Annotated in this window: 10 protein-coding genes and 3 pseudogenes; 3 read left to right on the forward strand and 10 right to left on the reverse strand. The window is 36.9% G+C overall.

Annotation, left to right across the window (positions count from 1 at the left end; all coding sequences use genetic code 11):
- Window positions 1-110: 110 nt before the first annotated feature.
- The 4 genes from CWO92_RS08520 to CWO92_RS08535 form a co-directional block, all read right to left on the reverse strand.
- The gene (locus CWO92_RS08520) at window positions 111-1,940 is read right to left on the reverse strand and encodes a YecA family protein (RefSeq protein WP_101353786.1); all 1,830 of its coding nucleotides are present in this window, start codon (window positions 1,938-1,940) and stop codon (window positions 111-113) included.
- A gap of 350 nt (window positions 1,941-2,290) precedes the next feature.
- A complete protein-coding gene (locus CWO92_RS08525; protein WP_158176315.1) occupies window positions 2,291-2,842 on the reverse strand; it encodes a competence protein ComK in 552 nt (183 codons plus the stop codon).
- A gap of 835 nt (window positions 2,843-3,677) precedes the next feature.
- The gene (locus CWO92_RS08530; protein ID WP_101353788.1) at window positions 3,678-6,761 is read right to left on the reverse strand and encodes an MMPL family transporter; all 3,084 of its coding nucleotides are present in this window, start codon (window positions 6,759-6,761) and stop codon (window positions 3,678-3,680) included.
- A gap of 29 nt (window positions 6,762-6,790) precedes the next feature.
- On the reverse strand, window positions 6,791-7,294 hold the full coding sequence (locus tag CWO92_RS08535) for a MarR family winged helix-turn-helix transcriptional regulator (RefSeq protein WP_101353789.1): 504 nt from the start codon (window positions 7,292-7,294) through the stop codon (window positions 6,791-6,793).
- Between the two features lie 1,148 nt (window positions 7,295-8,442).
- Here CWO92_RS08535 and CWO92_RS08540 point away from each other — a divergent pair.
- Entirely contained in the window at window positions 8,443-9,198 is a 756-nt protein-coding gene (locus CWO92_RS08540) for a carboxymuconolactone decarboxylase family protein (RefSeq protein ID WP_101353790.1), read from the forward strand.
- Window positions 9,199-9,331: 133 nt separating this feature from the next.
- The gene (locus tag CWO92_RS08545) at window positions 9,332-10,195 is read left to right on the forward strand and encodes an aldo/keto reductase (protein WP_101353791.1); all 864 of its coding nucleotides are present in this window, start codon (window positions 9,332-9,334) and stop codon (window positions 10,193-10,195) included.
- Window positions 10,196-10,500: 305 nt separating this feature from the next.
- Here CWO92_RS08545 and CWO92_RS08550 read toward each other — a convergent pair whose 3' ends face one another.
- The 4 genes and pseudogenes from CWO92_RS08550 to CWO92_RS25995 form a co-directional block, all read right to left on the reverse strand.
- Window positions 10,501-11,682 carry an iron-containing alcohol dehydrogenase gene (locus tag CWO92_RS08550; RefSeq protein WP_101353792.1) on the reverse strand — a complete coding sequence of 394 codons (1,182 nt, stop codon included), beginning with the start codon at window positions 11,680-11,682 and terminating at the stop codon, window positions 10,501-10,503.
- A gap of 358 nt (window positions 11,683-12,040) precedes the next feature.
- A complete protein-coding gene (locus tag CWO92_RS08555; protein ID WP_101353793.1) occupies window positions 12,041-12,922 on the reverse strand; it encodes an NAD(P)-dependent oxidoreductase in 882 nt (293 codons plus the stop codon).
- Window positions 12,923-13,175: 253 nt separating this feature from the next.
- Window positions 13,176-14,067: pseudogene (locus tag CWO92_RS08560) on the reverse strand (RCC1 domain-containing protein).
- Between the two features lie 73 nt (window positions 14,068-14,140).
- Window positions 14,141-14,312: pseudogene (locus CWO92_RS25995) on the reverse strand (VOC family protein); the annotation flags it as partial.
- A 325-nt stretch (window positions 14,313-14,637) separates the two neighbouring features.
- On the opposite strand from CWO92_RS25995, the gene CWO92_RS08570 reads away from it, so the two are divergent.
- Window positions 14,638-15,108 carry a low molecular weight protein-tyrosine-phosphatase gene (locus CWO92_RS08570; RefSeq protein WP_101353794.1) on the forward strand — a complete coding sequence of 157 codons (471 nt, stop codon included), beginning with the start codon at window positions 14,638-14,640 and terminating at the stop codon, window positions 15,106-15,108.
- A 238-nt stretch (window positions 15,109-15,346) separates the two neighbouring features.
- On the opposite strand, the gene CWO92_RS08575 is transcribed toward CWO92_RS08570, so the two are convergent.
- Window positions 15,347-15,547 carry a cold-shock protein gene (locus CWO92_RS08575; RefSeq protein WP_101353795.1) on the reverse strand — a complete coding sequence of 67 codons (201 nt, stop codon included), beginning with the start codon at window positions 15,545-15,547 and terminating at the stop codon, window positions 15,347-15,349.
- A gap of 318 nt (window positions 15,548-15,865) precedes the next feature.
- A pseudogene (locus CWO92_RS25830) lies at window positions 15,866-16,083 on the reverse strand (hypothetical protein); the annotation flags it as partial.

Genomic DNA, 16,083 nt, shown 5'->3' on the forward strand with positions numbered 1-16,083 from the left:
CACTCGGTATTCATTTTTGGTCGGGTGGTGCCATTTGATTTGACAATACTATTTATGAATGTAAGTGAATGAAAAAGACCGAATCACATCGGTCTTCTTTCCATCATATCTTAAACCCCTGCTAATTGGAGGCGTTTTGTCTCTGTTACTTTCATAGCCTTGAGCAGATTTTCTGAAATCGTTGTGTTTTCCTTGTCATCCAACCATTTCGCTAAAGCTTTTACCGTGCTTAAAAAGTCCTTCACCTGTGTCTTGCTCACAGATTCAAACATATTAAAGTAATCATTTGTGAGAATATTTTCCCATTGTTTTTCGGTCAATTCATCCCAACTATGGTATGAATGGGACTCAAGGACCTCTCGTAAGTCAAATAAACTATTTTTATATTTTCTTACTGTATTTTCACTCTTACCAGCTATTTTTTCTTTGAAAAAGTCCACCAATGGCTTTGCATAAAAGCTATCAATAGTTTCAGGTGTAAAGCCTAGATTTTCGTAAAATGGAATATCTTCATTGGTAAGGATTGACTCGCTAGGCTGTTGTTTGATTGCGCTAATTGCAGAAACACGATTTTCTCCACCGGTTACAAAAGGAGATAATGGAAGGCCTAATTCTTTTCGAACTGTATTAAAATCCGCTGATTTTTCTACTGCTCCAAACTGTTCCTTTACATGCAGGTACAGATTGTACTCTTGCTGCTTTAACCAAATATCCACTTCTGGCACTCGACCGTTTTGGACCATTTCCCGTGGTGAAAGATCGTCAAATATTGGTAAGGCTTTATCGATTTCAAATTGAAAGCTATTTTGGGCATAAAGGATAAAATACTTCGGTACATTCTCGCTGATTTGAATGGCCATATTCTTGACTTCGGCAGTAGCCGGAATATGGAGTGATTGTTCCTTTTCATCCTTCCAATCAACAGCATTTTCCACTTTTTTAACCTTTTGCTTAAATTGTTCCAGAATATCTTTATCATAACAATCAAATGTAAGTTGATGTTTCCTTAATGAAATGATTCCCAAGCTTTCCGCTAAAAGTGCTTTTCCTGCCATTTCATTATCTGTGTATTCATGATAGCTATGAAGCCAGCTTAATCTCTTAGCATTTGGCTCCCAATAATCAGTGGCAAATTCCGGTTCTCCTTGTAGGAAACTTGCAACCATTTCTTCATCCTTTACCTGATATTGAACGTTGTATACATGAATTTCTTTTCCTTCACGATTAGTACGTTCATTTGGATCTTTCATAAACTCTCCGATGATTTCCGGATAATAGGTAAATAACACATCATCCCGGCTGGATTTTGTATCTTCCATTAACTTTTGAATAAAGTTATGAATCCGATTTATATTTTCAGGGCCTTGAAATACGCAAATACCATTGAAATAATTTTTGTTATCAAAATGATCGATTAAACTGATGGTGCCAATCCATGGCGCAAAGTCCGGTACATTTTCATTATTATCTAGAATGGTAAACTGCTCCTTCGTATGTACCTCTTCAAATAGAATATCTGTTTTGGACTTTCCAATAGCCTGCACTACTTTTGGAGTCAGTCTGGACCATTTTTCTGCCAATGCTTTTTCATCCTCGGATAGATGGGTTCCATTTTCATTCAGAAACCATTCAATACCACGAAGCCCATTCTCATAAGAACGGAAGAAGTTGAGCCAGTATTGAAAAAAGTCCAATTCATTTTTATCTGGGAGTTTCGATTGCGTTCTTTTGCGAAACTCGCTATGTAAACGATACAATTGGTTTCTTGGAATTTTCTTATCTAAAAAACTAGTTAATTTCAACATCAGTTCATGTCTTTCGCGAAGAAAACGCTCTTCTTTCACTTCACTGATTTGGACAATACTTTCCTTTAACAAACAACATTTCTTATACTTTTTTCCACTTCCACATGGACATGGATCATTTCGATTTACTTTCATTGCTTCACCTTCATTTTTTTCTATGATGCTTTTGAGAATGGTTCTTGGCGAATAGATTTAGACAGGTGAAATAAAAGAAATTATATTATTCACAACACCTGTACCTTCTTCTTCACTAAGGCATTCTCATCGTGTTCACCGACACTAATCTCCATTATAACATTATTCAACTATTCTCCTAAAGATAGAGATTAATTGGTGGAATATTCCTAATTCAGAGTTTACCATTCCTATCCCCTCACTACATATTATCTCAAGCAGTGCCGATTGCGGAAATTTCCTGATTTACCATCCTAAACATGTGTCATTTCCCTACAAATATGAAAAGCGGCTAATAGCCGCTCTCCTCATCAATTATTCTCTCTTATCACATACCCATTATTGTTGGGATCTATTACAATCGAATACTCGTTTTCAGCTGAATACTCCATAGGAGATTTTATAATATCATCCATATGTTTTTTCAGCCGAAAAGCCTTCTGTAATTTATCATCAAACCTTTTTATACTAATATTTAAGTTAGCGGTGAAGCCATTTTTAAATAGAACATGCAAGTTATCTTTTCCCATTGGTATTCGATTCACATATTGCTCTAACATAAACCAAACACACTCGATATTTGCAGGCGACATAGTTGGGATGGCATATAAACCTAATTTATCATTAATCATTAATGGATTCATTGAGGTATTGCCGAGGATATACCTGGCCCCCTCTTTTGCGCCTTTAAAACTGGAGGCATGCTTTAACAGGCTAAGTTCAATAATATTGATGGGACTCATCTCTACAATAAGTCTTCTATCGGTTTCATTTACAATAGAATAGTGATTTCCGTATTCATCGAAATGAGGATAAATAATGCACGTTTTTGGATTTACGATATACTTTGTTACCTTTTTCAAATTAATCGCTCCTTTTTATATACAAATTTATATAAAAATGGAGTATACTAACATTACGTTGGTATACCCCAACGTATGACCCATGGGTACCTGTCTTCGGCGGACTTGTCTACCCATGGGTTATTATTATGCACATACTTCCAATTTCCCTCACCTCCTTTACTGCTTCCTACTATTGATAGTTTTATATATTCTTATGTGAAAATATAGAAACATAGCAGCACTGTACAAAAGAAGCTTAGAATATGCTGTAATATTTATCAGGATATTTAGACGGGTAATGATTTCTTGATAGATTTGGAGGGGTTAGAACAAAAGGCTGTATCGTCTTTGCTAACTGTTGAATACCTGTTAATCCTGAAATGAATTTACATTGGAATTATCTCCATCCAATCTTTAACAAAATTCTTTCGAAATGACAGGACCTAAGATTTAATCATGTTTAAATATTGCGATGAAGCAATGACGTATGTACTTTCGAGGTTAACTTCAAGGTTCGGTTTAATTAATCTACGTGGTGATTAGCTATTTTTTACTAATAAATGATGCAGGATATTATTAATAATAAGTTTTTTTAATAAAAATAAATTAATTTACAGTTCAAAAGAACTATTTAACTACCAATATTCGTCATACTTTACTATCACTTTCCAATTTATTATATATAGCGACAACATTGTTTGTCTACTATTTTTCCAAATTTTTAGACATTATCTTTATTCTCTTTTTTGAATTACTAGATATCCTCCTTTGGTCTGCCTTAAAAACCTTATAAAAAACTGCACCTTTAATCAGGAATTAAAGGTGCAGTTCCATGTAGTTCATATATTCTTCTCTACATAGCATTTTCTTTCAAACTTAATTCATTCTCTTGCTTTTTAGAAGCTAATTTTCCAAATACATCTGGAAGGGCAATTAATGCTGGTAAAAAGATCGGAAGTAAGATAAAGCAAAGGACAATTAACCCTGTAATAACAGCAATTGCTAATTCCGATAATAAAACCATTCCAGATGGCATTAATGTAGCAAATGTACCGCCAAGAATGATAACTGCCGATATGATGACACCACCTGTGTGTTTGGATGCCAAAATAATCGCGTCTTTCGGTGATATATGCTGGTATTCCTTATACCGCATCATGAGGAAGATGCTGTAGTCCACTCCCAATGAAACAATGATAATAAAGGAGAAGAACGGTACAAAAGAAGATATACCTTCATATCCTATCAAATCAATAAATATATAATTGATTAGGAACATCGCTGCATAATAAGCCCCTACAAGAGATGCTGTGATAAATACCGGTGTCCAGAAAGAGCGAATAACAAAGAATAGAACGATTAATACGCCGATAATAACGATGGTCGTCGTTTTATTTAAATCTCGTGACAATACATCATTCATATCATTTGTAGTTGCACTGGATCCGGATGTACCGCTTTTCGCATCTGCAAGAACAGTACCCTTAAGTCCATCCGCAACGGTTGTGTTTATTTTCTTAATGGTACTCAACGCTTCATTGGAATAAGGGTCATGACTTAAAACAACCGTCATCTTCGTGATTTTTCTATCCTCGGACATGAATGCGTCTAATGATTTTTTAAAATCCTTGTTTGTTAGAGCTTCCTTTGGAATAAAGAAGCTTTTATTAGTATGAAGCTGAGTCAAGTAACCATTTGTTTTTCCAAGTCCATCCGAAATTTGCTCCAGCCCGCCATTTACGTCTGAGAGCTTTTCTCCAAAGACACTGAAGCCATTTAAACCGTCTGCAAGCTGCTTTTGACCTAATTTCATTTGTCCAAGCCCATTATTGACATCATTCATATTTGTAACAATGGTGCTGATTCCGGAGGATGCTTTTACTAATCCCTCTTTCAGCTTTTTCAAACCATCTGCCATTTGCGATAACCCAGTACCCATTTTAGCAAGATTACTATTTGCGGTCGCAAACCCAGAAGTAACGGTGTTATAATTTTTATTTAATGCTTGAATTCCTTCAGGTGTAATTTGACTTAAGGATTTGGATAATTGATCGATAGTTTGTTTTAGTCCTTGATAGTTAGGATCGGTATTAGAATTTGCATAGCTATTTCCTAATGCATTCACCATCAATTGCATTTGTGATATAGCACCTTTTACTCCAAGCAAAGCTTGTGCGGCCTCTTGATAATGTGTGCCCATTTCTTTATAGCCAGCCTGCATTTTTCCATAATTATCTGCAAGAACCGCTACACCGCTGCTCATCTTTGAGAGATTGGATTCAATGGCTGCTATACCGCTGCTGATTGTTTGCGGATTATTGGATCCATCATCTATCCCAGCTTGAATTTGCTGTAAACCTTTTGTTAAAGCTGTCATTCCGTCTTGAAGCTTGGCAGTGCCATCTACCATATCATTAACTTTCGAAAAGTCTGCGGATCCAAGCTTGTCTTGTGCTTCTTTCAAACCATTATTGATTTGATCCACACCATCTTGCGTTTTCGCTAAACCGCCGGTGACAGATCCCATTTGACCATTAACATAGAAGTCATCAATTTTTTCTCCTTGCGGTTGAGTTACAGAGGATACTTGCTTAACTCCCTTCAAGTTTTTTAACTCATCCGTTAAATGATCAATCACCGCAAGAGACTCATTATTATCCAAGGCCTTGTTATTTTCAATAACTACCGTTGCAGGCATCGCCTGACCTTTACCGAAATGATCCGCCACTAAATTTATCGCTTTAGAGGATGGATATTTATTTCCAAGCTCTCCAACGGTATCAAAATTTAGCTTTTCCTCGTGCAGGTACACGGTAGGACCAATGATCAAAAGGACAATAATGGTAATGATTATTGGATGTTTGGTAGCAAAAGAGGACGTTTTTCCCCAGAATTTATTTTCTTTATGGCCACCTACATTTTTCGACGGCCAAAATAGTTTTTTGCCTAATACCTTCATGATAAAAGGAGTTAAGGTCAAAATTTCGAGCAATAGGACGGTGACACCGATTACGACAACGACACCAGATTTATAGATTGGTGACTCAGAAAATACCAGTGCAAGGAAAGCAATAAATACAGTAAGGATACTATAAGCTATTGTTTTACCTGCAGTTTTGTAGGTGTTGACAATTGAGTCATCGACCGAGTGTCCGTGTGACAGTTCTTCTCTAAATCGATTAAATAATAGAATATTATAATCCGTACCGATTCCAAAAAGGATCAGCACTAGGAGCATTTGTGTAAGACTGGTCACTGGAAAATCTGCTTTATCAATTAATTGCGCAGCAATCCCCATGGAACAAAGATAGGAAAATGCAACAGCCAGTAAAGATATTAAAGGTGTCACAACTGATCTGAATGCAAGAATCAGCACTACCAAAATAAACACTACGGTCAAGGCAGCACTCTTCTCAACGCCTGATTGCGACGCCTTCAAATAATCATTATTGATAAAGTCTTCCCCACTGAGATAGTGTTCAACAGGCACTTTTTCTAGTTTTTTATCAAGCTCTTTCTTAATATCATCGATTTCTCTGCCTCTTTTATCAAGTTTGTAACTAACCATTAAGGTTGTACCATCTTTTGATATTAAAGAGCTCTTAGCATCAGGCATACTGAAAGGATCAATCATTTCTGCAACACCAAGTTCTTTTTTGCTGTCGCGAATGGATTTGACCGCATCCCCGATTTTTTCCATTTCTTCATTGGAAATTTTATTTTTATCGTAAAAAACAATCAGGTTATTCGTACCTTTTGTGGTATCCATCTTTTTCAAAATTTTATCTGCTTGCACAGATGGGCTGCTGCTGCTCGTTCCTTCCTGCCCTTTTTGCCTCAGTATAGCGTTAATATCTGGTTGAATAACGGTAACTAATATCGTCGCAATGAGCCAGATGGCAAATATAGCCCAGCGTCCTTTTATAATTCTTCTCAACTTATTTCCTCCGATTTCAAGTTAGATGTTCATTTTCCAAGTTTCGAATCACTAGGAAAGAACAAGACATCAAAGAATTCTTCGTTATCGATTCCTTCTGCCTCCATTTTTTCTTTCACGGCCGAAACTAGCACTCTCATACCCTTCTCAACAACTTCTTGTTCCTCTTGACTTAAAAGATTTAGTACGCCCACAAGAGACTTATTGCCAATTTCCGATATACTCTCATTGATTTCTTCCGCAAGTCTGTTAGACAAAGTAATATCCACCAAACGCTTATCCTTCGCGTTTGGCGTTTTTACTAAAAAGCCTTTGGAAGCGAGTCTTTCCACTATGTCTGAAACGGTACTTTGCGTCATTTTCAGATTTTGCTGAAGTTGTTTGATACTCACTGTTTTATGAGCATACACCTCACCTATAACTCTTGCCTGCGGAATCGTAACGCCATGCTCCTCAGCTTGTTTCTGGAGACTTTTCATCATATACCGATGCAAGAAATCAATGGATTCCCGTATAAATGCAGCTTTATCCATATTTCAACCCCTTTCTGCAAATACATCCTACTCGATATATCGTATACGATATATATTAAATGGTTAGGGCAGTTGCCGTCAATTAAAAAACACTAATGGAGAACCAATCGATAATTTCAACTTAAGGCTGAAAAATTACTCATAAAATTAGCTAATTACACATGCAATCGTGGATGCTGCTTCAACAGCCGACAGTCGAGCAGATTTTGTTTTAAAAAATAATAATACAACCATAAAGGGGATTACCGCCAACCATATCTGTTAATTCAAATCTTATACTAGTCTTTAACGTTACTGCTTTATTTTTTGTTGGTGCTCATAATGCTTGGTTACCTATCAATACTATAAACGTATGGATATCAGAGAAAAGGAATAATCCTTTTCTCTGATATCTGCCGACTACACATTTTGAATCAGCATTCTTTTGCAATATATGTACCGAACAAAGACAATCGGGCGGGGGTTCCTTGGTATAATGTCCTTTTGAGCAGTTCTAAAGCACATTCGGACGGATTTTCGCTGGTACCTTGTCCTTTTAAACAACACTAAAGGACAATAGGGCGGAATTTCCCTGGTACTTTGTCCTTTTGAACCACTATTAAGGACATTCGGACAGATTTTCCCTATTACTTTGTCCTTTTGAACCGCTATAAAGGACATTAGGACAGATTTTTCCTATTACCTTGTCCTTTTGAACCGCTATAAAGGACATTCGGACGGATTTTCCTTGTTACCTTGTCCTTTTGAACCGCTATAAAGGACATTCGGACGGATTTTCCTTGTTACCTTGTCCTTTTAAACCACTCTAAAGGAAATTCGGGTAAATTTTCTCTGTTACCTTGTCTTTTTAATTCACTCTAAAGGACAAAACAAGGTGGATTCCCTGTTACCTTGTCCTTTTGACTCGCTCTAAAGGACATTCCAGATTTCCAGAATGATGCTATCAAAGCAGTTTGGATAGCTGCTTAGCTTTTGGGTATTCCTCTATCCACTTTAGAAATTTTTTCACCCACATTCCTCAAAAGATTATCAACAATTTCCATTAATTTGTTGATTAATCAACGAATTGCATGGATTTAACCATTGTATGTATCCTACAACTTTTTATAATTATAAACAGATGTTGAATAATGAAAGGAGGTTTCATTATGAACCGTGTTGAAAAAAGTAAAGAAAAATACAATCAACTTTTCGGCAATGGTGTACCTGCCGCATATACTACCGATCCAGATTTTCAGGACATTCTTAGCCGCTTTATTTTCGGAGAAGTTTTTTATCAAGGTAACCTGGATGATAAACAACGTGAGCTTATTACTCTGGCTGTGCTTGCTACCCAACAGACGTTACCTCAACTCAAGGCACATGTAGGTGCAGCGCTAAACGTTGGGCTGACACCAGTAGAAATTAAAGAGGCTGTTTACCAGTGTGCTCCATACATTGGATTTCCGAAAACATTAAATGCCATCAGTGAAGTCAATGAGGTTTTCAAATCTATGAATATTGCATTACCGATTGAAAGTCAAAAACTAGTTGAGGAAGAAAATCGTTTTGAAAAAGGACTTGCTACTCAGGTAGAGATCTTTGGTGATGTCATTGCAAAAATGCAAGAGACTGCTCCAGCAAACCAAAGACATATTCAAGAGTATCTTTCTTCCTTTTGCTTTGGAGATTTCTATACGCGTGGCGGACTGGAGTTGAAAATAAGGGAATTATTGACACTCTGCATCATAAGTACTTTGGGTGGTGCTGAAGGTCAAGTAAAGTCACATGTGCTTGGTAACAAAAATGTTGGCAATGATAAGGAAACATTGATTGCTGCCATCACCCATTGCCTTCCTTATATAGGTTTCCCGAGAACATTGAACGCATTAGCTTGTGTTAATGAAGTTCTTCCGGAAAATTAAGAAAGAGACAAGATTGTATAAGCTATTACCCAAAGAGGTAACCAGCTTTGTTTCATTAAAAAATTTCTACTGTGAAATCGATACCCCATATAAAACCAGCTAGTAAAAATATAAAAAGGTAAGGAGAAAAAACATGTTTAACGAAACTTACAAATTATCAAATGGTGTAGAGATTCCAAAATTAGGTCTTGGAACCTGGCTACTGGACGATGCCCAGGCAGCACAAGCAGTGCGTGATGCGGTATCTATCGGATATCGTCATATTGATACTGCCCAGGCTTATATGAATGAAGTTGGTGTAGGTGAAGGAATCCGTTCCTGTGGTGTTGCAAGAGAAGAACTTTTCATCACAACAAAGGTTGCTGCAGAATTAAAAACCTATGACACTGTTACACAGTCCATAGATGAATCTTTAGCAAAAATGGATCTGGATTATATTGATCTTGTGATTATCCATAGCCCACAGCCTTGGGCAGAGTTCCGAGAGGAGAACCGTTACTTCGAGGAAAATATAGAAGTATGGAAAGCAATGGAGGATGCATATAAGACAGGCAAGGTAAAGGCAATAGGTCTTTCTAACTTTCTTCAGGATGATATAGAGAATATTCTTGCAAACTGTCAGATCATGCCTATGGTAAATCAAATATTGGCACATGTGAGTAATATTCCTTTGGAGCTCATTGAATTCTGCCAGAAGAATAACATCCAAGTAGAGGCATATTCACCAATTGCACACGGTGCAGTTCTGGATAATGCTGAGGTTAAGGAAATAGCTGATAGGTATGGAGTATCTGTTGCACAACTTTGTCTACGTTATGATATCCAGCTTGGTCTTGTCGTCATTCCTAAGACAGCAAATCCGGATCACATGAGGAACAATGCTGATCTTGATTTTTCAATAAGTGATGCTGATATGGAGACTTTAAAAAATGTAGAGCACATCCAGGATTATGGTGAACATAGCTTCTTCCCGGTATTTGGCGGCAAATTAAAATAAACGAGTTATCAATCAATGGAAGACGGACAACACCAACTTGTAATATAAAATCCTAGTAGTTTACAACAACTACTCTATGATTCATCAGTGGACAACTTTCATGAATCAATCACGATTCGTCCGACCAAACAAGTTATCTAATGGATATAGCAACAAATAGACTATGGTTTAAGTAACTGGCTTATGAATTCATCTGAAATATTAATATGAACCAAAAAAACTTATGTGCAAATATCCGTAGCTTAAAAAAATTGCCCATCGTTCTATATGAATCCGAGAACATGGGCAATTTGTATACTACCTACTTACGACCAAACCAAATCATTTTCGTAATAGGCATTGGATAAAATCTTTCGATAATCATCTTCGGTAACATCCCTGACATTACTTATGGTTGAATTGTTTATATAAGCAAGATGAACGATTTTTTCGAAATCTTCTTCTTTAACATTGGGGAGCTCTTTGAGCCTTGGAATTCCTAGATCTTCCGTAAATTTCTTTATTCCCGTTACAAGTTTTTCTACGGCTACAAGATCTGAATCATAGTCATTCGCAAATTTCATCAATCTCGAGATTAAGGCATGAATGTTACTATTATCTTGTGCATTAAACGCGATGACATATGGTAGGAAGACAGCATTGGCCACCCCATGTGGAGTATCATAGAGACTTCCTAAACCCTCTGCCAAACAATGAACAGCAGCTACATCCGCGGATCCAAAGCATAATCCAGCTAATAAGCTAGCTTCCAGCATCTTTGCACGAGCTTCATGATTATTTCCATCTTCAAATGCTTGTAGAAGATATTGGGGAATAAGTTGCATAGCTCTGGCTCCGAAAGCTTGAGAAATAGGGTTTGTTACTTTACAAGTGTACCCCTCAATCGCATGAACTAATGCATCCACACCAGTTGCAGCGGTAATATGTGCAGGCAATGAATAAGTTAATTCGGGATCTAAGATAGCAAGTGTTGGCCGTAATAATTCATGCTTTAATGTAATTTTTTGATGTGTGGATGCAACAGTAATTACGGAGGATCTTGTTACTTCCGAACCTGTTCCGGCTGTGGTAGGAATGCAAATGATTGGAGCAATATTCTCATATTCTCGCTTTTTATGAAAATAATCTAAAGGGGTTCCCCCATTCGGTCCTAGGAGTGCGATTGCTTTCGCTGTATCAATGGAACTTCCCCCACCAAATCCAATTACCATTTCACAACTCTGTTCCATATATAGTCTTGCTCCTTGGATACACTCGGTATCACGAGGGTTCTGTGAAACCGAATCGAATAAAATGGTCTCATATCCGGCTCCATCAAGTGTATTTAATAGAGTACTGACTAAACCTAGATTTACTAAACCTCTATCACTCACCACCATGATCCGTGTCTTATCCGGATAATATTCTTTTATAACTCTTGAAATTTCCTTCGTAGAACCATTTCCCATGATTATTTTCGTTCCGCAATGATAGTAACTTAAATCCATTGAAACCTTCCTCCCCCAAGCGTCCATTTATCCTGAATAGTTAGAGTATTCCTATTATATTTTGAATAATGGAAAATGACAACTGAGAAGATTAAATGTTAAAATTTGAAAAACACCTTATATCTCACACTTCGATTCTTCCAATGATAACCAATCGTTTCCACTGCTTCCTAACTATATTAGAATGGCAGGCTATTTGATATACCATAATTTATATAAAAATGTTATCAAACTATAAGCCAAATAAGAATAAGCCACCAAATTGGCAGCTGGAGTTTTAACCATTTACGGTTACAATCTATTTGATTTTTCTTTTGTTGTTTTCTTAACGAACGAAGGAAGAACCTCTAAACGTTGCTTATTCCTTGATGTTATTTTGATCCTTTAGCTCTAAATAAACAGCTGCCATATCTAGCTTTGCCTTCCCATTTTCTTTCGCAGAGCGATAAGTAACATTTGCTTGTTCCGCAAGTGGCAATCTGGTTTCGAGACGATTTGCTTCCGCTTTTATTAGTCCTAAATCTTTCGCCATTAGTTCAAGCATAAAGGCAGATGGATATTCCCCCTTCAGGTACATTTCTTTTTTCCCTTGAAATAGAGGGGTATTCATACTGGAAAAAGAGATCATTTCCAACACTTTTTCCTTTTCTAGTCCCGATTTCTCGGCAAATAGTAATGTTTCACCAAGCCCTTGTCCAATCACGCCAAGTAACAAATTAATAGCTAATTTTGCGGAACTCCCTTTGCTATTTGACCCAAAATGAATCGTTTTTTTACCTAAAAGTTGAAAATAAGGTTGGCAAATTTCTAAAGCAGTTTTATCCCCACCAACGAGAATCACTAATTGTCTTCCAATAGCAGCACCCACTGAACCAGAAACCGGTGCATCTAAATATACACCGCCTCTTTCAGAAACAAATTCCGCATTTGATAATGAATCTTCTGGTGAAATCGTACTCATATCTACTAAAATTTTACCTGGTTTTATCGCTTCTAATACTCCGTTTTCTTGCGCTAGTACAGATTTTACTGCATGGGAGTCCGACAACATCATAAAGGTAATATCAGATTGCTTGACTATTTCTTTTGGTGATGGCAGTGGAGTTGCCCCGGCTTCTACTAAAGCCGTTATTTTTTCCAGTGAACGATTATACACATTCACTTGGCAGCCTTCCTGTAAAAGATTCATTGCCATCGGCGCTCCCATATGTCCTAATCCAATCCATCCTAATGTATGCATTTTAATCCTCCCAACAGATAGTAGATTAACTAGTTTTATTCTAGTTGCTAAGCTAAGGTAAATGCAAATAAAGAGTTAATACAATCAAAGACAAGGAAAAGATCACTCCGATGGTGACACTTGTAATTATCTGATTGGAAATTACCTGTTATTCATAAACGGCCTCTTTTTAACATAGTTTCAACATCTCTTATCATTATGCCTATTAAGCTAACCTGTTAGCAGAGGAATCGTTTTTTACCTTTTATGTAAATTAATTGCCTGGAAATTGGATGTTGTGCCAGCTGCTTATATCGCATTGGCCATATTCATTATCACCCACGGCAACCACCGTTCCGTCCAATCTTAGACCAATTATATGGGCGCAACCTGCTGCAATTTCTACAATATCGGACCAGCCACTAACATTACATTGACCATACTTATTAGAACCTACCGCAACCACAGTACCGTCTGACTTAAGGCCGATGGTATGACTACTCCCCACCGCTATTGCCACAATACCGCGCCAGCTACTAATATCGCATTGACCAACCTTATTTTGACCCACAGCTACCACCGTACCATCCGATTTAAGACCAATAGTATGTAAATAACCGGCTGCAATGGCCGCAATGTCATGCCAATGGCTTACATTTCATTGACGATACCTATTATTCCCCACAGCCGTCACCGTTCCGTCCAGTTTCAGACCAATGGTATGCCAATCACCCGACGCGACCGCCACAATATCTTGCCAGACGCTTACATTACATTCACCTTCATTATTTCGCCCGACAGCCTCCACCTTACCATCCGATTTAAGACCAATGGTACGACACCAACCTACAGCAACCGCTTCATATCGCACCAGTCGTTTACATCGCACTGGTTATGCTTATTCGAACCCACAGCCTCCACCGTTCCGTCCGATTTAAGACCGATTGTATGAGTATTCCCCGTGTTCCTCGCCATATAAACATTCCAAGCCGCAACGGCCACAATATTGAACCAACCGCTTACATTACATTGGCCATTCTTATTATCACCTACAGCGGTCAACCGTTCCGTTCGATTTAAGGCCAATGGTATGACGACAACCCCGCCGCTATGGTATTTTTGGCCGACCTCTTCCTATTTAAATTATTTGATAAAATGTAATCCATGTTTTTCCTCCTTGAAAACAAGACCTATTTTAATTATTGTATCATTTTTGCTTGTTATTCTTGGCTGCTTAAGGCCTTTTATGGAAAAGATAGCCTGCATGACAGTTCCTTCGTCACCAGCTTCATTCGCTGTAGATGCTAGTAATTTCGGAATCGTCTATGATCGATATGTAATAATTCATCGTTTCTTCTGCATTACCGTCTTGAAACATTAAAAATGGTGTAGCTTTTTCCCCATTACTCATTTAATCGAAGCTTTTATTCACCAATATAATGAATATTCATAAGTTAACATTAATATAAAGAATGATATCGCAAACCATAATTTAATCCGAATAATGATTCTTCTTATACTAGCCGTCCGTTAGTGGAGCAGCTACCTCATCTTCTTTTAGTTTGTGAAAAAATGCAAATATTGATTTTTTGATGACTATCTTCTAAAATTGGAAACTCAAAATCATTCAAGCCTTTGTATTATGAAATAATTAAGTTGTTCCAAAGATTACGAATAAGGTGTTTTATACATAAGATGATTTTATGAATATAAGATGATTAAAAGGGGTAAAGTACATGATTAGCGTTTTATTTGTATGCCTGGGGAATATTTGCCGTTCACCAATGGCAGAAGCTTTATTTCGTGACATGGTCATTAAAAAAAATTTACATGACAAATTCTTAGTTGATTCCGCTGCAACTAGTTCATGGCAAATCGGCTTACCTCCACACAAAGGAACTCTTGATATTCTAAAGAAATACAAGATCTCTTCTAATGGACTTGTTGGACGGCCGTTAATAAAAGAAGACTTTTATAAGTTTGACTATATTATAGGTATGGACAAGAATAATATAAATAATATATATACTATAACTGGCAAGCCTAATCATCCAAAGATAATTAGGCTGCTTGACCTAACCAAAGAAAAGAAAGATATACCTGATCCATTTTACACAGGGGACTTTGAAGAAACATATAGTCTTGTTTCCGTTGGCTGTCGCGCATTACTCAAGAAAATATGCAGGGAAGAAAAGTTGTCCTATTGAAATAATTTTCCCGTTTAATTCTATAAAAGAGAGCATGCCCTGCTGTTATTTTAAGAATTCACAATAATCCCTTGTCGTTAGCGGATATTTTTTAAAATTAGGAAAAATATAAATAATATGTTATAAAATATTTACCATTTACTATTTCATGTTCCCTACTCATTATGAGTGGGATTTTTATTTTTTAGGGAAATAAAAAAGACTCTATAAAAGAGTCTTTTCATACTTGGGATTAAAATTAAGCCTTTTGAACGTTAGCCGCTTGTGCTCCACGTTGACCTTGCTCAACATCAAAAGTCACTTCTTGACCTTCTTCTAAAGTTTTGTACCCTTCGCCTTGAATTGCGGAGAAATGAACGAATAGGTCTTCTCCACCTTCGCGTTCGATGAATCCGAAACCTTTTTCGCTATTAAACCATTTTACTTTACCTTTTTCCATGTTTGTTGCCTCCCAGTGTGTTAGCACACTAATGTATTACTATCCTTGCCCACAGTGATCATCAAGACGAAAAGTTTTTACTAATACTATCCTTTACACCGAACAAAAATAATTCTTCTTATTATAGCATTTTATAATATTATTTGCAAGGTTGCCNCTTATTATAGCATTTTATAATATTATTTGCAAGGTTGCCCTAATTCAAGCAATTTCTCTCAGGATACCATTTATCTTAAGATTGCTATTTTCATTTATTAAACCTAATAGAATGAATATATCACAACATAAATACAGCGCTCGATTTGAGTCTTTCAATTTTCATTTAGTTGCTTGATTTTCTATTTTACAGACTATTTTATAATAAAGTAAAACAGAAATGAACAAAACTGGATTAACGAGTAAGGAATACCATGTACGCCACCAATTATGGCGAAAATACCCCCAAGGTTCAGGTAATAATGTGATGATTTCATATAATGTTATAGCTATTACCCAATACAGTAGGTAAAGAGGCTGGGACAAAACCCTCCTCTGAA

It is taken from the genome of Heyndrickxia camelliae (genome assembly GCF_002844575.1).
GTDB classification, from domain to species: Bacteria; Bacillota; Bacilli; order Bacillales; family Bacillaceae_C; genus Margalitia; species Margalitia camelliae.

Bases quoted from the DNA above. Each gene is read 5' to 3' on its own strand.
- CWO92_RS08520 (WP_101353786.1), bottom strand. From the start codon at position 1,940: ATGAAAGTAAATCGAAATGATCCATGTCCATGTGGAAGTGGAAAAAAG.
- CWO92_RS08535 (WP_101353789.1), bottom strand. From the start codon at position 7,294: ATGGATAAAGCTGCATTTATACGGGAATCCATTGATTTCTTGCATCGG.
- CWO92_RS08540 (WP_101353790.1), top strand. From the start codon at position 8,443: ATGAACCGTGTTGAAAAAAGTAAAGAAAAATACAATCAACTTTTCGGC.
- CWO92_RS08545 (WP_101353791.1), top strand. From the start codon at position 9,332: ATGTTTAACGAAACTTACAAATTATCAAATGGTGTAGAGATTCCAAAA.
- CWO92_RS08550 (WP_101353792.1), bottom strand. From the start codon at position 11,682: ATGGATTTAAGTTACTATCATTGCGGAACGAAAATAATCATGGGAAAT.
- CWO92_RS08555 (WP_101353793.1), bottom strand. From the start codon at position 12,922: ATGCATACATTAGGATGGATTGGATTAGGACATATGGGAGCGCCGATG.
- CWO92_RS08570 (WP_101353794.1), top strand. From the start codon at position 14,638: ATGATTAGCGTTTTATTTGTATGCCTGGGGAATATTTGCCGTTCACCA.
- CWO92_RS08575 (WP_101353795.1), bottom strand. From the start codon at position 15,547: ATGGAAAAAGGTAAAGTAAAATGGTTTAATAGCGAAAAAGGTTTCGGA.